Below are 12543 nucleotides of genomic sequence, written 5' to 3' on the forward strand. Positions count from 1 at the left end.
GCTCTTGAGCACCACCAAGAAGGTCGTGGTCTTCGACTACGGCTTCGGCAACGTCCGCTCCGCCGAGCGCGCCCTCGCCCGCGCGGGGGCCGACGTCGAGATCACCCGCGACTTCGACCGGGCCATGAACGCCGACGGGCTGCTGGTGCCCGGCGTCGGCGCCTTCGCCGCCTGCATGCAGGGTCTGAAGGAGGCACGCGGCGACTGGATCGTCGACCGCAGGCTCTCCGGCGGCCGCCCCGTGATGGGCATCTGCGTCGGCATGCAGATCCTGTTCGCGCGCGGCATCGAGCACGGCGTGGAGAGCGAGGGCCTCGACGAGTGGCCCGGCTCGGTCGAGCCGCTCCAGGCCGACGTCGTCCCCCACATGGGCTGGAACACCGTGGACGCCCCGGCCGGCTCCGAACTGTTCGCCGGCCTCGACGCGGACGCCCGCTTCTACTTCGTGCACTCCTACGCCGTCCAGGACTGGACCCTGGAGACGGCCAACCCGGCGATGCGCGCCCCGCTCGTCACCTGGTCCACCCACGGCAAGCCGTTCGTGGCGGCCGTGGAGAACGGCGCCCTGTGGGCGACCCAGTTCCACCCCGAGAAGTCCGGCGACGCCGGTGCCCAGCTCCTCACCAACTGGATCGGAACCCTGTAGAGACATGGCCAAGCTCGAACTGCTCCCCGCCGTCGACGTCCGCGACGGCCAGGCCGTCCGCCTGGTGCACGGCGAGTCGGGGACGGAAACGTCGTACGGCTCCCCCCTGGAGGCCGCCCTCGCCTGGCAGCGCTCCGGCGCCGAGTGGCTGCACCTGGTCGACCTGGACGCCGCCTTCGGCACCGGGGACAACCGTGAGCTGATCGCCGAGGTCGCCGGGGCGATGGACATCAAGGTGGAGCTGTCCGGAGGCATCCGCGACGACGACACCCTCGCCGCCGCCCTCGCCACCGGCTGCACCCGCGTCAACCTCGGCACCGCCGCCCTGGAGACCCCCGAGTGGGTCGCCAAGGTCATCGCCGAGCACGGCGACAAGATCGCCGTCGGCCTCGACGTGCGCGGCACCACCCTGCGCGGCCGCGGCTGGACCCGCGACGGCGGCGACCTCTACGAGACGCTGGCCCGCCTCGACAAGGAGGGCTGCGCCCGCTACGTCGTCACCGACATCGCCAAGGACGGCACCCTTCAGGGCCCCAACCTGGAGCTGCTGAGGAACGTCTGCGCCGCCACCGACCGCCCCGTGGTCGCCTCCGGCGGCGTGTCCTCGCTGGACGACCTGCGCGCCATCGCGGGACTCGTGCCGCTCGGTGTCGAGGGCGCCATCGTCGGGAAGGCCCTGTACGCCAAGGCGTTCACCCTGGAAGAGGCCCTGGAGGTCACGTCGTGAACAAGGACACGGTGCGATGACGTCCGATGCCGTACGGCGCGTGCAGAGCGGAAGCCCCTGGGAGGAGTCCTTCGGCTTCGCGCGCGCCGTGGCGGCCGGTGACCGCGTCCTGGTGGCGGGCACGACCTCGTTCCGGGGCCGCGTCCTGTATGGGGAGGGCGACCCCTACGAGCAGGCCAAGGTGGCCTTCACCATCGCGCTGGAGGCGATCGGCGAGTTCGGGCTCGGCGTCGAGTCCGTGATCCGCACCCGCGTCCACCTCGCCCACGCGCGCGACGTCGACGCGGCCGGGCGGGCCCACAAGGAACTGTTCGACGCGGTGCGCCCGGTCACCACCGTCCTGGTGGTCGAGGGCTTCGTCGACTCGCGCGTGCTGGTCTCAGTAGAACTGGAAGCATTCAGAGGAGCCGTGAATTCATGACCCTGGCGGTCCGAGTCATCCCCTGCCTGGACGTGGACAACGGCCGGGTCGTCAAGGGCGTCAACTTCCAGAACCTGCGCGACGCGGGCGACCCCGTCGAGATGGCCAAGGTGTACGACGCCGAGGGCGCCGACGAGCTGACGTTCCTGGACATCACCGCCTCGTCGGGCAACCGCGAGACGACCTACGACGTGGTGCGCCGCACGGCCGAGCAGGTGTTCATCCCGCTGACGGTGGGCGGCGGCGTCCGCACCACGGAGGACGTGGACAAGCTGCTGCGCGCCGGCGCCGACAAGGTGGGCGTGAACACCGCCGCCATCGCCCGGCCGGACCTCATCCGCGAGATCGCCGAACGCTTCGGCCGGCAGGTCCTGGTCCTCTCGGTCGACGCCCGCCGTACGGACGCCGGTTCCTTCGAGGTCACCACGCACGGCGGCCGCCGGGGCACCGGCATCGACGCCGTGGAGTGGGCGCACCGCGCCGCCGAACTGGGCGCGGGTGAGATCCTGCTCAACTCCATGGACGCCGACGGCACCAAGGACGGCTACGACCTGGAGATGATCGCGGCCGTGCGCAAGCACGTCACCGTCCCGGTGATCGCCTCGGGCGGCGCCGGCAAGCTGGCCGACTTCCCGCCCGCGGTCGCGGCCGGCGCCGACGCCGTGCTGGCCGCCTCCGTCTTCCACTTCGGCGACCTGCGCATCGGCCAGGTCAAGGAGACCCTCCGGGAGGCGGGCCACCCGGTCCGGTGAGGCTCAGTGCGTCGGCTGAGCCAGCTGGATCAGGTTGCCGACCGTGTCGTCCAGGACGGCGGTGAGGAACGGGCCCTGTTCCTGCGGGTCCTGCACGAAGTGCACGCCCTCCCCGCGGAGCCGCTCGAACTCCGCGCGGAGGTCGTCCACCGAGAGCACGATGGCGGGCAGCCCCGCCTCGCGGACCGACCGGCGGTAGGGCTCGGCGATCGGGCCCTGCCCCGGCTCCAGCAGCAGCTCCACGTCCGGCTGGGCACCCTCGCGGGCGCCCACGGTGACGAACAGCGTGCCGCCGCCCAGGTCCATGTGGGTGCGGGTCTCGAAGCCGAGGACATCGGTGTAGAAGGCGCGCGCCTTCGCCACGTCGTCGACGTACACGCTGGCCATGGCCACTTTGATCACGAGCTGCGCCTTTCCGGTACGGATCAGATGCCGAGCTGTTTGGTCCCGCGCAGCTTCGCGATCGCGTCCTCCTCGCCCTCCAGCGCGATCTTGGCCGCGCCCTGCCGGCCGTAGGCGAACAGCACCAGCTCGGACGGCTCCCCGGTCACCGTGACCACCGGGGTGCCGCGGTGCGCCACCGCCGTCTGGCCGTCCGGACGGCGCAGCACCAGACCCGTCGGCGTGCCGCGGCCCATCAGCCGCGCGGAGCGCTCCAGCCGCGACCACAGGGCGTCCTGGAACACCGGGTCGAGCTCACGCGGCGTCCAGTCCGGCTGGGCCCGGCGGACGTCCTCCGTGTGGACGTAGAACTCGACGATGTTCGACAGCTCGTCGACCTGCTTGAGCGAGAAGGGTGAGAAGCGCGGCGGACCGGTCCTGATCAGCTGGATCAGCTCCTCGTACGGCTTGGCGGTGAACTCCGCCATCACCCGCTCCAGGCGCGCCGCGAGCTGCTTGACCAGCATGCCGCCGGCCGCGTCGGGGCGGCGCTCGCGCACCACCACGTGGGCGGCGAGGTCGCGGGTCGTCCAGCCCTCGCACAGGGTGGGGGCCTCGGGGCCCGTGGTCTCCAGGAGGTCGGCCAGGAGGAGCCGTTCACGCTTGGCATGGGTCGACATGCCAGCCAGCCTACGGCCGGGCGCCGGGTCCGCCCACCCGTCGCCCGGCGGCCCCCGCGCGGACACCCGTCCACCGCCGTGCCCAATCGGTGGACGCGCGCGCGGGCGGGACCGTCCCGCGCGGCACAATGGTGACCATGACCAGCACGTCCCGGCCCAGCCGCCTCGACCCGGACATCGCCGCGCGGCTCAAGCGCAGCCCCGACGGCCTCCTGCCCGCCATCGCCCAGCAGTACGACACCGGAGAGGTGCTGATGCTGGGCTGGATGGACGACGAGGCGCTGCACCGCACGCTGACCACCGGCCGCTGCACCTACTGGTCGCGCAGCCGGCGGGAGTACTGGGTCAAGGGCGACACCTCCGGCCACTTCCAGTGGGTCAGGTCGGTCGCCCTCGACTGCGACGCGGACACCGTGCTGGTCAAGGTCGACCAGGTCGGCGCCGCCTGCCACACCGGCGCCCGCACCTGCTTCGACGCCGATGTCCTGGTGGTGGCGGACGCCCCCGCCTCGGATCAGTAGGGTCTGCGGCCATGGACCTCGAGACGTTCCGCAAGCTGGCCACCGACCGCCGGGTCGTCCCGGTCACCCGCAAGCTGCTCGCCGACGGCGACACACCGGTCGCGCTCTACCGCAAGCTCGCCGCCGAGCGCCCCGGCACGTTCCTGCTCGAATCCGCGGAGAACGGCCGTGCCTGGTCCCGCTACTCCTTCGTCGGGGTCCGCAGCGCCGGCACCCTCACCGAGCGGGACGGACAGGCCCACTGGGAGGGCACGCCGCCCGTCGGCGTCCCCACCGACGGCGACCCCCTCGCCGCGCTGCGCGCCACCCTCCGGGCCCTGCACACCCCCCGCGACCTCACCCACGACCTGGGCCTGCCGCCCTTCACCGGCGGCATGGTCGGCTATCTGGGCTACGACATCGTGCGCCGCCTGGAGAAGATCGGCCCCGGCGAGCGCGACGACCTGCGGCTGCCCGAGCTGACCATGCTGCTCACCAGCGACCTCGCCGTCATGGACCACTGGGAGGGCTCCGTCTGGCTGATCGCCAACGCGATCAACCACAACGACCTGGACACCGGCGTCGACGAGGCGTACGCCGACGCCGTGGCCCGCCTCGACGCCATGCAGGCCGACCTCACCCGCGCGGTGGCCCAGCCGCCCGCCGTCCTCCCGCCCTCCGAGCTGCCCGGCTACACCGCCCTGTGGGGCGGCCCCGACTTCCAGCGGGCCGTGGAGGACGTCAAGGAGCGCATCCGCGCGGGGGAGGCCTTCCAGGTCGTCCCCTCCCAGCGGTTCGAGACGCCCTGCACCGCGAGCGCCCTGGACGTCTACCGGGTGCTGCGGGCCACCAACCCCTCGCCCTACATGTACCTGTTCCGCTTCGACGGCTTCGACGTGGTGGGCTCCTCGCCGGAGGCCCTGGTGAAGGTCGAGGACGGACGGGCCATGGTCCACCCCATCGCCGGGACCCGGCCCCGCGGCGCCACCCCGCAGGAGGACCAGGCCCTCGCCGACGAACTGCTCGCCGACCCCAAGGAGCGCGCCGAGCACCTCATGCTCGTCGACCTCGGGCGCAACGACCTCGGGCGCGTCTGCGAACCCGGTTCCGTCGAGGTCGTCGACTTCATGTCCGTCGAGCGGTACTCGCACGTCATGCACATCGTCTCCACCGTCACCGGCCGGGTCACCCCCGAGCGCACCGCGTTCGACGTGCTCACCGCCTGCTTCCCGGCCGGCACCCTCTCCGGCGCGCCCAAGCCCCGCGCGATGCAGATCATCGACGAGCTCGAACCGTCCCGGCGCGGGCTGTACGGCGGCTGCGTCGGCTACCTCGACTTCGCCGGCGACTCCGACACCGCGATCGCCATCCGCACCGCCCTGCTGCGGGACGGCACCGCCTACGTCCAGGCCGGCGCCGGGATCGTCGCCGACTCCGACCCGGTCGCCGAGGACACCGAGTGCCGCAACAAGGCGGCGGCGGTGCTGCGCGCCGTGCACACCGCCAACCGGCTCGGAACGGCCTGAGACGAACCCCGGGTGACGGTTCGCCCGGGGTTCAGGCGATAGTGGAGGGCGTGACTGCTGTACCTACCCCCCGCCCCGAGGCCGCCGGCTCCGCCCGGACCGGCCGCCTCAGCCTCGCCGTCGCCCTGCTGTGCGGCGCCCTGGGCGCGGCCGTGGCCCTGCTCGCCACCCGGCAGGAGTGGTCGCGGGGCACCGCGACGGTGGCCGGCGGCGCCTTCCCCCTGACCGCCCGGGGCAGCGACGTCACCGGCGTCCCCGCCGCCCTGGCCGTCGTCGGGCTGGCCGCCCTCGTCGCCGTCTTCGCCGTGCGCCGGGCCGGCCGGCTGGCCGTCGCCGCGCTCCTCGCCCTCTCCGGCGCGGGCACCGTCGCGGCGGCGCTGCTCGGCGCGTCGGACGGCGCGGCCCTCGACGAGAAGGCCGCGGAGGCCTCCGGCGACACCTCGGCGACCGTGGACGCCCTCAGCCACACGGCGTGGCCGTACGTGGCCGCCGCCGGCGGGGTGCTGCTGCTGCTGGCCGGGCTGCTGGCGCTGCGCTACGGACGGCTGTGGCCGGCCATGTCGGGCCGCTACGAGCGGGGCGGCGCGCCCCGGCCGCGGCGCAGGCCCGCACCGGTCGACCCGGACCGGCCCGAGGACCTGTGGAAGGCGCTCGACCGCGGCGAGGACCCCACCGGCGCCTGACCGCCGCGCCGCCCCCGCGGGCGGTACGGCCGCCGTGCCGTCCGGTACCCCCGGTCTCCCCCCGGGCGCGCGTGCGGGACAATGAGGGCGAGCGTCTGCTCAGACACGTACACAGCAACGAGGAGCAAGCAATGGCGGGCAGCAGCCACGGTCACACCCCGGCCGCCTGGACCGGTGTCATCATCGCCTTCATCGGTTTCTGCGTCGCGGGCGCGTTCATGGTGATGGACCAGCCCGTGGGCTTCTGGGGCGGCATGGGCGTCGTGCTCCTCGGCGGTGTCGTCGGCGCCGTGATGCGCGCGATGGGCATGGGCCAGCCGAAGAGCGACCACCCCGTGCACCAGGTCACCGGCGACCGCGCCCCGGCCCGCGCCGAGGGCTGAGCACCGCGGAGCACTCCCGACGGGGGCGGCCGGCACGGTGGTGCCGGAACCGCCCCTGACGCGTACCGGGGGGGGACAATGCACCGCGTGAACGCCCTCGATCCCGGAGCGACCCGCGCCGGGGCGGCCCGGTCGGCCGTCCCCGCCGGTGTGCTCGCCGCCGTCGCCGGAGCCTTCGCCTACGTCGGCACGGTGGACCCCAACGAACCCGGCCACTACCCGGTCTGTCCGCTGCTGCGCCTCACCGGCCTGTACTGCCCCGGCTGCGGCGGACTGCGCAGCGCGCACGCCGTCGTCCACGGCGACCTCCTGGCCGCTCTCCAGGCCAACGCGCCCGCCGTCCTCGGCTACGCGGCCTTCGCCGTGCTGTGGACCGTCTGGGTGGTCCATGCGGTGCGCGGCAGGCCGCTGCGGATCGACCCGCATCCGGCGCTCCTGTGGTCCCTGGGGGTGTTGCTGCTGGTCTTCACGGTTGTCCGGAACCTGCCGTTCGGTGGCTGGCTGCACCCTTGATCAATGGGTGAACGTCCAGGTAGTGGAATCACTGTCGCCCGGATGCGGGGCCCGCGCCCCGCTGCGGATACCATCGCATTGACCATCGAAAGACCGACCGTCAGGAAGGGGGCCGCTCGCGTGAGTGTGCTCGACGAGATCATCGACGGAGTCCGTGCCGACCTCGCGGAGCGGCAGGCGCGCGTCAGCCTCGACGAGCTCAAGGAGCGCGCCGCGAAGGCACCCGCCGCCAAGGACGGCGTGGCCGCCCTGCGCGGCGACGGCGTCAAGGTGATCTGCGAGGTCAAGCGCTCCAGCCCGTCCAAGGGCGCGCTCGCCGCGATCGCCGACCCGGCCGGACTCGCCGCCGACTACGAGGCGGGCGGCGCCGCCGTCATCTCCGTCCTCACCGAGCAGCGCCGCTTCGGCGGATCGCTGGCCGACCTGGAGGCGGTCCGCGCGCGGGTGGACATCCCCGTGCTGCGCAAGGACTTCATCGTCACCTCGTACCAGCTCTGGGAGGCCCGCGCGTACGGCGCCGACCTCGCGCTGCTGATCGTCGCCGCCCTCGACCAGCCGGCCCTGGAGTCGCTGATCGAGCGCGCCGAGTCCATCGGCCTCACCCCGCTGGTCGAGGTGCACGACGAGGACGAGGTCGAGCGCGCGGTGGACGCCGGCGCCAAGGTCATCGGTGTCAACGCGCGCAACCTCAAGACCCTCGAGGTCGACCGCGGCACCTTCGAGCGGGTCGCCCCGGAGATCCCCGGCCACCTCGTCAAGATCGCCGAGTCCGGCGTCCGCGGCCCGCACGACCTGATCGCGTACGCCAACGCCGGCGCCGACGCCGTCCTGGTCGGCGAGTCCCTGGTCACCGGCAAGGACCCCAAGACGGCCGTCTCGGACCTGGTGGCGGCGGGCGAGCACCCGGCCCTCCGCCACGGCCGGGGCTGATCCACCGGTAGGCTGGCCCCGATGACGCGCTCACTGACCCCGGCCCGGGACCCGTACGCCCGCCTCGCGCGCGGCTGCCGGCCCCGAGGCTGCCGCGCGCCCGCCCGCAGGGTGCACGGCCGTCGGGTGCGGTACGTCATCGGCGACGAGCCCGGGCAGGTCAACGGGCGGCGATGGCACCGCACCCCCAGGGGCGCGGTGCGTTCTGACCATGCGACTCCGTCGCGTGAGCGCGACCAGTCACACACGGCCTGAAGCCGGCTGGTAAGCCCCGCCCCCACGGCGACTGGTGCCCACCACAAACCCACCGTGAGGCTCACGCATGCCCAGCACCTTCTTCATTCCCGACCCGGAGGGTCAAGTCCCCAGCGCCGAGGGCTACTTCGGCGCCTTCGGCGGCAAGTTCATCCCCGAGGCCCTGGTCGCGGCGGTCGACGAGGTCGCCGTCGAGTACGACAAGGCCAAGTCCGACCCCGCGTTCGCCCGCGAGCTCGACGACCTCCTGGCCCACTACACCGGCCGCCCCTCGGCGCTCACCGAGGTCCCCCGGTTCGCCGAGCACGCCGGCGGGGCCAGGATCTTCCTCAAGCGCGAGGACCTGAACCACACCGGCTCGCACAAGATCAACAACGTGCTCGGCCAGGCCCTGCTCACCAAGCGCATGGGCAAGACCCGCGTCATCGCCGAGACCGGCGCCGGCCAGCACGGCGTGGCCACCGCCACCGCCTGCGCCCTGTTCGGCCTGGACTGCACGATCTACATGGGCGAGATCGACACGCGGCGCCAGGCCCTCAACGTGGCCCGGATGCGCATGCTCGGCGCCGAGGTCATCGCCGTGAAGTCCGGCAGCCGCACCCTCAAGGACGCCATCAACGAGGCGTTCCGCGACTGGGTCGCCAACGTCGACCACACCCACTACCTCTTCGGCACCGTCGCGGGACCGCACCCCTTCCCGGCCATGGTGCGCGACTTCCACCGCGTCATCGGCGTCGAGGCCCGCCGCCAGCTCCTGGAGCGCGCCGGACGGCTGCCCGACGCCGCGATCGCCTGCGTCGGCGGCGGCTCCAACGCCATCGGCCTCTTCCACGCCTTCCTCCCCGACGCGGACGTACGCCTCATCGGCTGCGAGCCCGCCGGGCACGGCGTCGAGACCGGTGAGCACGCCGCCACCCTCACCGCGGGCGAGCCCGGCATCCTGCACGGCTCGCGCTCCTACGTCCTCCAGGACGACGAGGGCCAGATCACCGAGCCGTACTCCATCTCGGCCGGCCTGGACTACCCGGGCATCGGACCCGAGCACTCCTACCTCAAGGACAGCGGCCGCGGCGAGTACCGCGCGGTCACCGACGACGCCGCCATGCAGGCCCTGCGCCTGCTGTCGCGCACCGAGGGCATCATCCCGGCCATCGAGTCCGCCCACGCGCTGGCCGGCGCCCTGGAGGTCGGCCGGGAACTCGGCTCGGACGGGCTGATCGTCGTCAACCTGTCCGGCCGCGGCGACAAGGACATGGACACCGCCGCCCGCTACTTCGGGCTGTACGACACCGACGCCGAGGTCGCCGAGGACGCCTCCGGCACCGCTGAGATCGAGGGGGACGCCAAGTGAGCGGGAACGTGCGGCTGCTGGACGACACCCTCGCCGCGGCGAAGGCCGAGGGCCGCGCCGCCCTCATCGCCTACCTCCCGGCCGGGTTCCCGACCGTGGACGGCGGCATCGAGGCGGTCAAGGCGGCGCTGGACGGCGGTGCCGACGTCGTGGAGGTGGGGCTGCCGCACAGCGACCCCGTCCTCGACGGACCGGTCATCCAGACCGCCGACGACATCGCCCTGCGCGGCGGCGTGAGGATCGCGGACGTGATGCGCACGGTCCGCGAGGCGCACACCGCCACCGGCAAGCCGATCCTCGTCATGACGTACTGGAACCCCATCGACCGCTACGGCGTCGAGCGCTTCACCGCCGAGCTGGCCGAGGCGGGCGGCGCCGGGTGCATCCTGCCCGACCTGCCCGTCCAGGAGTCGGCGCTGTGGCGGGAGCACGCCGACAAGCACGGACTCGCCACGGTCTTCGTGGTCGCGCCCAGCAGCAGGGACGAGCGGCTGGCCGAGATCACCGCGGTGGGCAGCGGCTTCGTCTACGCCGCCTCCCTGATGGGTGTCACCGGCACCCGCGAGTCGGTCGGCGCGCAGGCCGAGGACCTGGTGCGGCGCACCCGCGCCACCACCGGCCTTCCGGTCTGCGTCGGGCTCGGCGTCTCCAACCCGGCCCAGGCGGCCGAGGTCGCCGGCTTCGCCGACGGCGTGATCGTCGGCTCCGCCTTCGTCAAGGGGATGCTGGACGCCCCCGACCACGCCGCCGGCGTCGAGGCCGTCCGCACGCTCGCCGGTGACCTGGCCAAGGGCGTACGCGGACAGGCGTGACCGGCGGGGGATCCGCAGACAGTCATACGGGTCCCTCGTAAGGGTGGACCTGGGACCGGGGAGGCGCTGCGCGCCTCCCCGGTTCGTTCTGCGGGGTGTGAGCGAGAAGAACCGTGAGGGAAAGCGCACCGCCCGGGAGCGGCTGGCGGTCGAGCGCGAGAAGCAGAAGTCCGCGGAGAAGCGGCGCCGCACCCTGATCGTGGGGGCGAGCGTGGTCTGTGTCCTGGGGCTCGCGGCGGTGATCGGCGTCGTCGCGGCCAACGCGGGCAACGACGAGGAGAGCGAGGCCGCCGGCCCCGTCGTGGCCCCCTCGGGCGCCCTGGGCAAGGACGGCACCGCGATCCCGGTCGGCAAGCAGGGCGCCAAGGCCACGCTCACCGTGTGGGAGGACTTCCGCTGCCCCGCCTGCAAGGCCTTCGAGGAGGCCTTCGGCCCGACCGTCCACGAGCTGACCGAGGCCGGGCAGCTCAAGGTGGAGTACCACCTGGTCACGCTGATCGACGGCGGCATGGGCGGCACCGGCTCCCGCACCGCGGCCAACGCCGCCGCCTGCGCCCAGGACGCCGGGAAGTTCACCGCCTACCACGAGGTGCTGTTCCGCAACCAGCCGATGGAGAGCGACGACGCCTACGCCGACAGCGGCAAGCTGCTCGACCTGGCCGGCAAGGTCGACGGGCTCGTCACCCCGGCCTTCCGCTCCTGCGTCGAGGACGGCACGCACAACGGCTGGGTCGCCAAGTCCCACCAGGCCTTCCAGAAGGAAGGGCTCAGGGGCACGCCGACCGTCCTGTTCAACGGCGAGAACATCTACCAGGACAGCTCGATGACCCCCGAGAAGTTCCGGCGGATGGTCGAGGAGGCCAACAAGGGATAGAGCGGGGCCCCGGGGATTTCTCCCGGGTCCTGTTATGGAGCCGTAGCCGGGCCGCCCGCCGTGCGGCCGGTCCGGCACGGTAGCGTCGACCCTGCCATGGAACTTGCCTACATTCCCAGCCCGTCGAGCGGGGTGCTGTACCTCGGCCCCGTCCCGCTGCGCGGCTACGCGTTCTGCATCATCATCGGTGTCTTCGTCGCCGTCTGGCTCGGCAACAAGCGCTGGGTCGCCCGGGGCGGCCGGGCCGGCACGGTGGCCGACATCGCTGTCTGGGCCGTGCCGTTCGGCCTGGTCGGCGGCAGGCTCTACCACGTGATCACGGACTACCAGCTGTACTTCAGCGAGGGCCGTGACTGGGTGGACGCCTTCAAGATCTGGGAGGGCGGCCTCGGCATCTGGGGCGCGATCGCCTTCGGCGCGCTCGGCGCCTGGATCGGCTGCCGCCGCCGGGGTGTCCCGCTGCCCGCCTACGCCGACGCCGTCGCGCCGGGCATCGCCCTCGCCCAGGCGATCGGACGCTGGGGCAACTGGTTCAACCAGGAGCTGTACGGGCGCAGCACCGACGTGCCGTGGGCGGTGGAGATCACCTCCTCCGCCGACGGCCGCGTTCCCGGCACGTACCACCCGACGTTCCTGTACGAGTCGCTGTGGTGCGTCGGCGTGGCGCTGCTGGTGATCTGGGCCGACCGCCGCTTCAAGCTCGGACACGGGCGGGCGTTCGCGCTCTACGTCGCCGCCTACTGCGCGGGCCGGTTCTGGATCGAGTACATGCGGGTCGACGAGGCCCACGAGATCCTCGGCCTGCGGCTGAACAACTGGACCTCGATCGTCGTCTTCCTGCTCGCGGTGCTCTACATCGTGCTCTCCGCGCGCAAGCGGCCGGGACGTGAGGACGTGGTGGAGCCGGGCGCCTCCGACGGGGAGGCCGCTTCCGCCGCCGAGGCCGACTCGGCCGACGCCGCGGACGACAAGGACGAGAAGGACGCCAGGGACGAGAAGGACGCGGCCGAGGCGTCGGACGGCGAGCAGGAAGCCGACGGGGCCGGGCAGGAGTCCAAGGACGGGGCCGGGTCGGCGAAGAAGAGCTGACACCCCGCTGTACGCCACGG

17 protein-coding genes are annotated in these 12543 nt (G+C 73.0%); 15 read left to right on the plus strand and 2 right to left on the minus strand.

Translation table 11 applies throughout. The annotated features are described in order from the left end of the window. Window positions 1–4 precede the first annotated feature (4 nt). From hisH to hisF, 4 genes are read left to right on the plus strand one after another with little or no spacing between them, the layout of a single operon-like run. Window positions 5–646, plus strand: a complete 642-nt coding sequence (gene hisH, locus FHX78_RS26195; RefSeq protein ID WP_145869855.1) for an imidazole glycerol phosphate synthase subunit HisH — start codon at window positions 5–7, stop codon at window positions 644–646. 4 nt (window positions 647–650) lie between these two features. Continuing rightward, the gene (gene priA / locus FHX78_RS26200) at window positions 651–1373 is read left to right on the plus strand and encodes a bifunctional 1-(5-phosphoribosyl)-5-((5-phosphoribosylamino)methylideneamino)imidazole-4-carboxamide isomerase/phosphoribosylanthranilate isomerase PriA (protein ID WP_145869856.1); all 723 of its coding nucleotides are present in this window, start codon (window positions 651–653) and stop codon (window positions 1371–1373) included. A 16-nt stretch (window positions 1374–1389) separates the two neighbouring features. Next, window positions 1390–1794, plus strand: coding sequence for a Rid family hydrolase (locus tag FHX78_RS26205; protein ID WP_145869857.1), 405 nt, complete (start codon window positions 1390–1392; stop codon window positions 1792–1794). Next, window positions 1791–2546, plus strand: a complete 756-nt coding sequence (gene hisF, locus FHX78_RS26210) for an imidazole glycerol phosphate synthase subunit HisF (RefSeq protein WP_145869858.1) — start codon at window positions 1791–1793, stop codon at window positions 2544–2546. Before FHX78_RS26205 ends, hisF begins: the two co-directional genes overlap by 4 nt. A 3-nt stretch (window positions 2547–2549) precedes the next feature. Here the strand turns inward: hisF and FHX78_RS26215 are convergent, their stop codons facing one another. Both FHX78_RS26215 and FHX78_RS26220 read right to left on the minus strand, forming a co-directional pair. Next, window positions 2550–2948, minus strand: coding sequence for a VOC family protein (locus tag FHX78_RS26215; RefSeq protein ID WP_145869859.1), 399 nt, complete (start codon window positions 2946–2948; stop codon window positions 2550–2552). A 23-nt stretch (window positions 2949–2971) separates the two neighbouring features. Next, window positions 2972–3607, minus strand: a complete 636-nt coding sequence (locus FHX78_RS26220; RefSeq protein ID WP_145869860.1) for a TIGR03085 family metal-binding protein — start codon at window positions 3605–3607, stop codon at window positions 2972–2974. 128 nt (window positions 3608–3735) lie between these two features. Here FHX78_RS26220 and hisI point away from each other — a divergent pair, with 128 nt between their 5' ends. The 11 genes from hisI to lgt all read left to right on the plus strand — a co-directional run bounded on the left by hisI (window position 3736) and on the right by lgt (window position 12523). Next, window positions 3736–4128 carry a phosphoribosyl-AMP cyclohydrolase gene (gene hisI, locus FHX78_RS26225; RefSeq protein ID WP_145869861.1) on the plus strand — a complete coding sequence of 131 codons (393 nt, stop codon included), beginning with the start codon at window positions 3736–3738 and terminating at the stop codon, window positions 4126–4128. An 11-nt stretch (window positions 4129–4139) separates the two neighbouring features. Continuing rightward, complete coding sequence (locus FHX78_RS26230; RefSeq protein ID WP_145869862.1) at window positions 4140–5633, plus strand: anthranilate synthase component I; 1494 nt, start codon at window positions 4140–4142, stop codon at window positions 5631–5633. 41 nt (window positions 5634–5674) lie between these two features. Then, window positions 5675–6316: a TIGR02234 family membrane protein gene (locus FHX78_RS26235; RefSeq protein ID WP_145869863.1), complete on the plus strand. Its 642-nt coding sequence runs from the start codon at window positions 5675–5677 to the stop codon at window positions 6314–6316. 131 nt (window positions 6317–6447) lie between these two features. Continuing rightward, window positions 6448–6699, plus strand: a complete 252-nt coding sequence (locus FHX78_RS26240) for an HGxxPAAW family protein (RefSeq protein ID WP_145869864.1) — start codon at window positions 6448–6450, stop codon at window positions 6697–6699. Between the two features lie 78 nt (window positions 6700–6777). Then, on the plus strand, window positions 6778–7212 hold the full coding sequence (locus tag FHX78_RS26245) for a DUF2752 domain-containing protein (protein WP_145869865.1): 435 nt from the start codon (window positions 6778–6780) through the stop codon (window positions 7210–7212). Window positions 7213–7332: 120 nt separating this feature from the next. After that, the gene (trpC, locus tag FHX78_RS26250) at window positions 7333–8142 is read left to right on the plus strand and encodes an indole-3-glycerol phosphate synthase TrpC (protein ID WP_145869866.1); all 810 of its coding nucleotides are present in this window, start codon (window positions 7333–7335) and stop codon (window positions 8140–8142) included. Window positions 8143–8163: 21 nt separating this feature from the next. Further along, window positions 8164–8397, plus strand: coding sequence for a tryptophan biosynthesis modulator TrpM (gene trpM / locus FHX78_RS38230; protein ID WP_145869867.1), 234 nt, complete (start codon window positions 8164–8166; stop codon window positions 8395–8397). A gap of 67 nt (window positions 8398–8464) precedes the next feature. After that, window positions 8465–9748, plus strand: a complete 1284-nt coding sequence (trpB, locus tag FHX78_RS26260; protein WP_145869868.1) for a tryptophan synthase subunit beta — start codon at window positions 8465–8467, stop codon at window positions 9746–9748. After that, the gene (gene trpA / locus FHX78_RS26265) at window positions 9745–10560 is read left to right on the plus strand and encodes a tryptophan synthase subunit alpha (RefSeq protein ID WP_145869869.1); all 816 of its coding nucleotides are present in this window, start codon (window positions 9745–9747) and stop codon (window positions 10558–10560) included. Before trpB ends, trpA begins: the two co-directional genes overlap by 4 nt. Window positions 10561–10657: 97 nt before the next feature. Beyond that, window positions 10658–11434, plus strand: coding sequence for a thioredoxin domain-containing protein (locus tag FHX78_RS26270; protein ID WP_167531861.1), 777 nt, complete (start codon window positions 10658–10660; stop codon window positions 11432–11434). A 96-nt stretch (window positions 11435–11530) separates the two neighbouring features. After that, on the plus strand, window positions 11531–12523 hold the full coding sequence (gene lgt / locus FHX78_RS26275) for a prolipoprotein diacylglyceryl transferase (RefSeq protein WP_145869871.1): 993 nt from the start codon (window positions 11531–11533) through the stop codon (window positions 12521–12523). Window positions 12524–12543 lie beyond the last annotated feature (20 nt).

The organism is Streptomyces capillispiralis, assembly GCF_007829875.1.
Lineage (GTDB): Bacteria > Actinomycetota > Actinomycetes > Streptomycetales > Streptomycetaceae > Streptomyces > Streptomyces capillispiralis.

Excerpts from the sequence above, each read along its gene's own strand:
- hisF (WP_145869858.1), top strand. The coding sequence starts at position 1,791 with ATGACCCTGGCGGTCCGAGTCATCCCCTGCCTGGACGTGGACAACGGC.
- FHX78_RS26230 (WP_145869862.1), top strand. The coding sequence starts at position 4,140 with ATGGACCTCGAGACGTTCCGCAAGCTGGCCACCGACCGCCGGGTCGTC.
- FHX78_RS26245 (WP_145869865.1), top strand. The coding sequence starts at position 6,778 with ATGCACCGCGTGAACGCCCTCGATCCCGGAGCGACCCGCGCCGGGGCG.
- hisI (WP_145869861.1), top strand. The coding sequence starts at position 3,736 with ATGGTGACCATGACCAGCACGTCCCGGCCCAGCCGCCTCGACCCGGAC.
- FHX78_RS26220 (WP_145869860.1), bottom strand. The coding sequence starts at position 3,607 with ATGTCGACCCATGCCAAGCGTGAACGGCTCCTCCTGGCCGACCTCCTG.
- FHX78_RS26205 (WP_145869857.1), top strand. The coding sequence starts at position 1,390 with ATGACGTCCGATGCCGTACGGCGCGTGCAGAGCGGAAGCCCCTGGGAG.
- priA (WP_145869856.1), top strand. The coding sequence starts at position 651 with ATGGCCAAGCTCGAACTGCTCCCCGCCGTCGACGTCCGCGACGGCCAG.
- trpM (WP_145869867.1), top strand. The coding sequence starts at position 8,164 with ATGACGCGCTCACTGACCCCGGCCCGGGACCCGTACGCCCGCCTCGCG.
- trpB (WP_145869868.1), top strand. The coding sequence starts at position 8,465 with ATGCCCAGCACCTTCTTCATTCCCGACCCGGAGGGTCAAGTCCCCAGC.
- lgt (WP_145869871.1), top strand. The coding sequence starts at position 11,531 with ATGGAACTTGCCTACATTCCCAGCCCGTCGAGCGGGGTGCTGTACCTC.
- FHX78_RS26240 (WP_145869864.1), top strand. The coding sequence starts at position 6,448 with ATGGCGGGCAGCAGCCACGGTCACACCCCGGCCGCCTGGACCGGTGTC.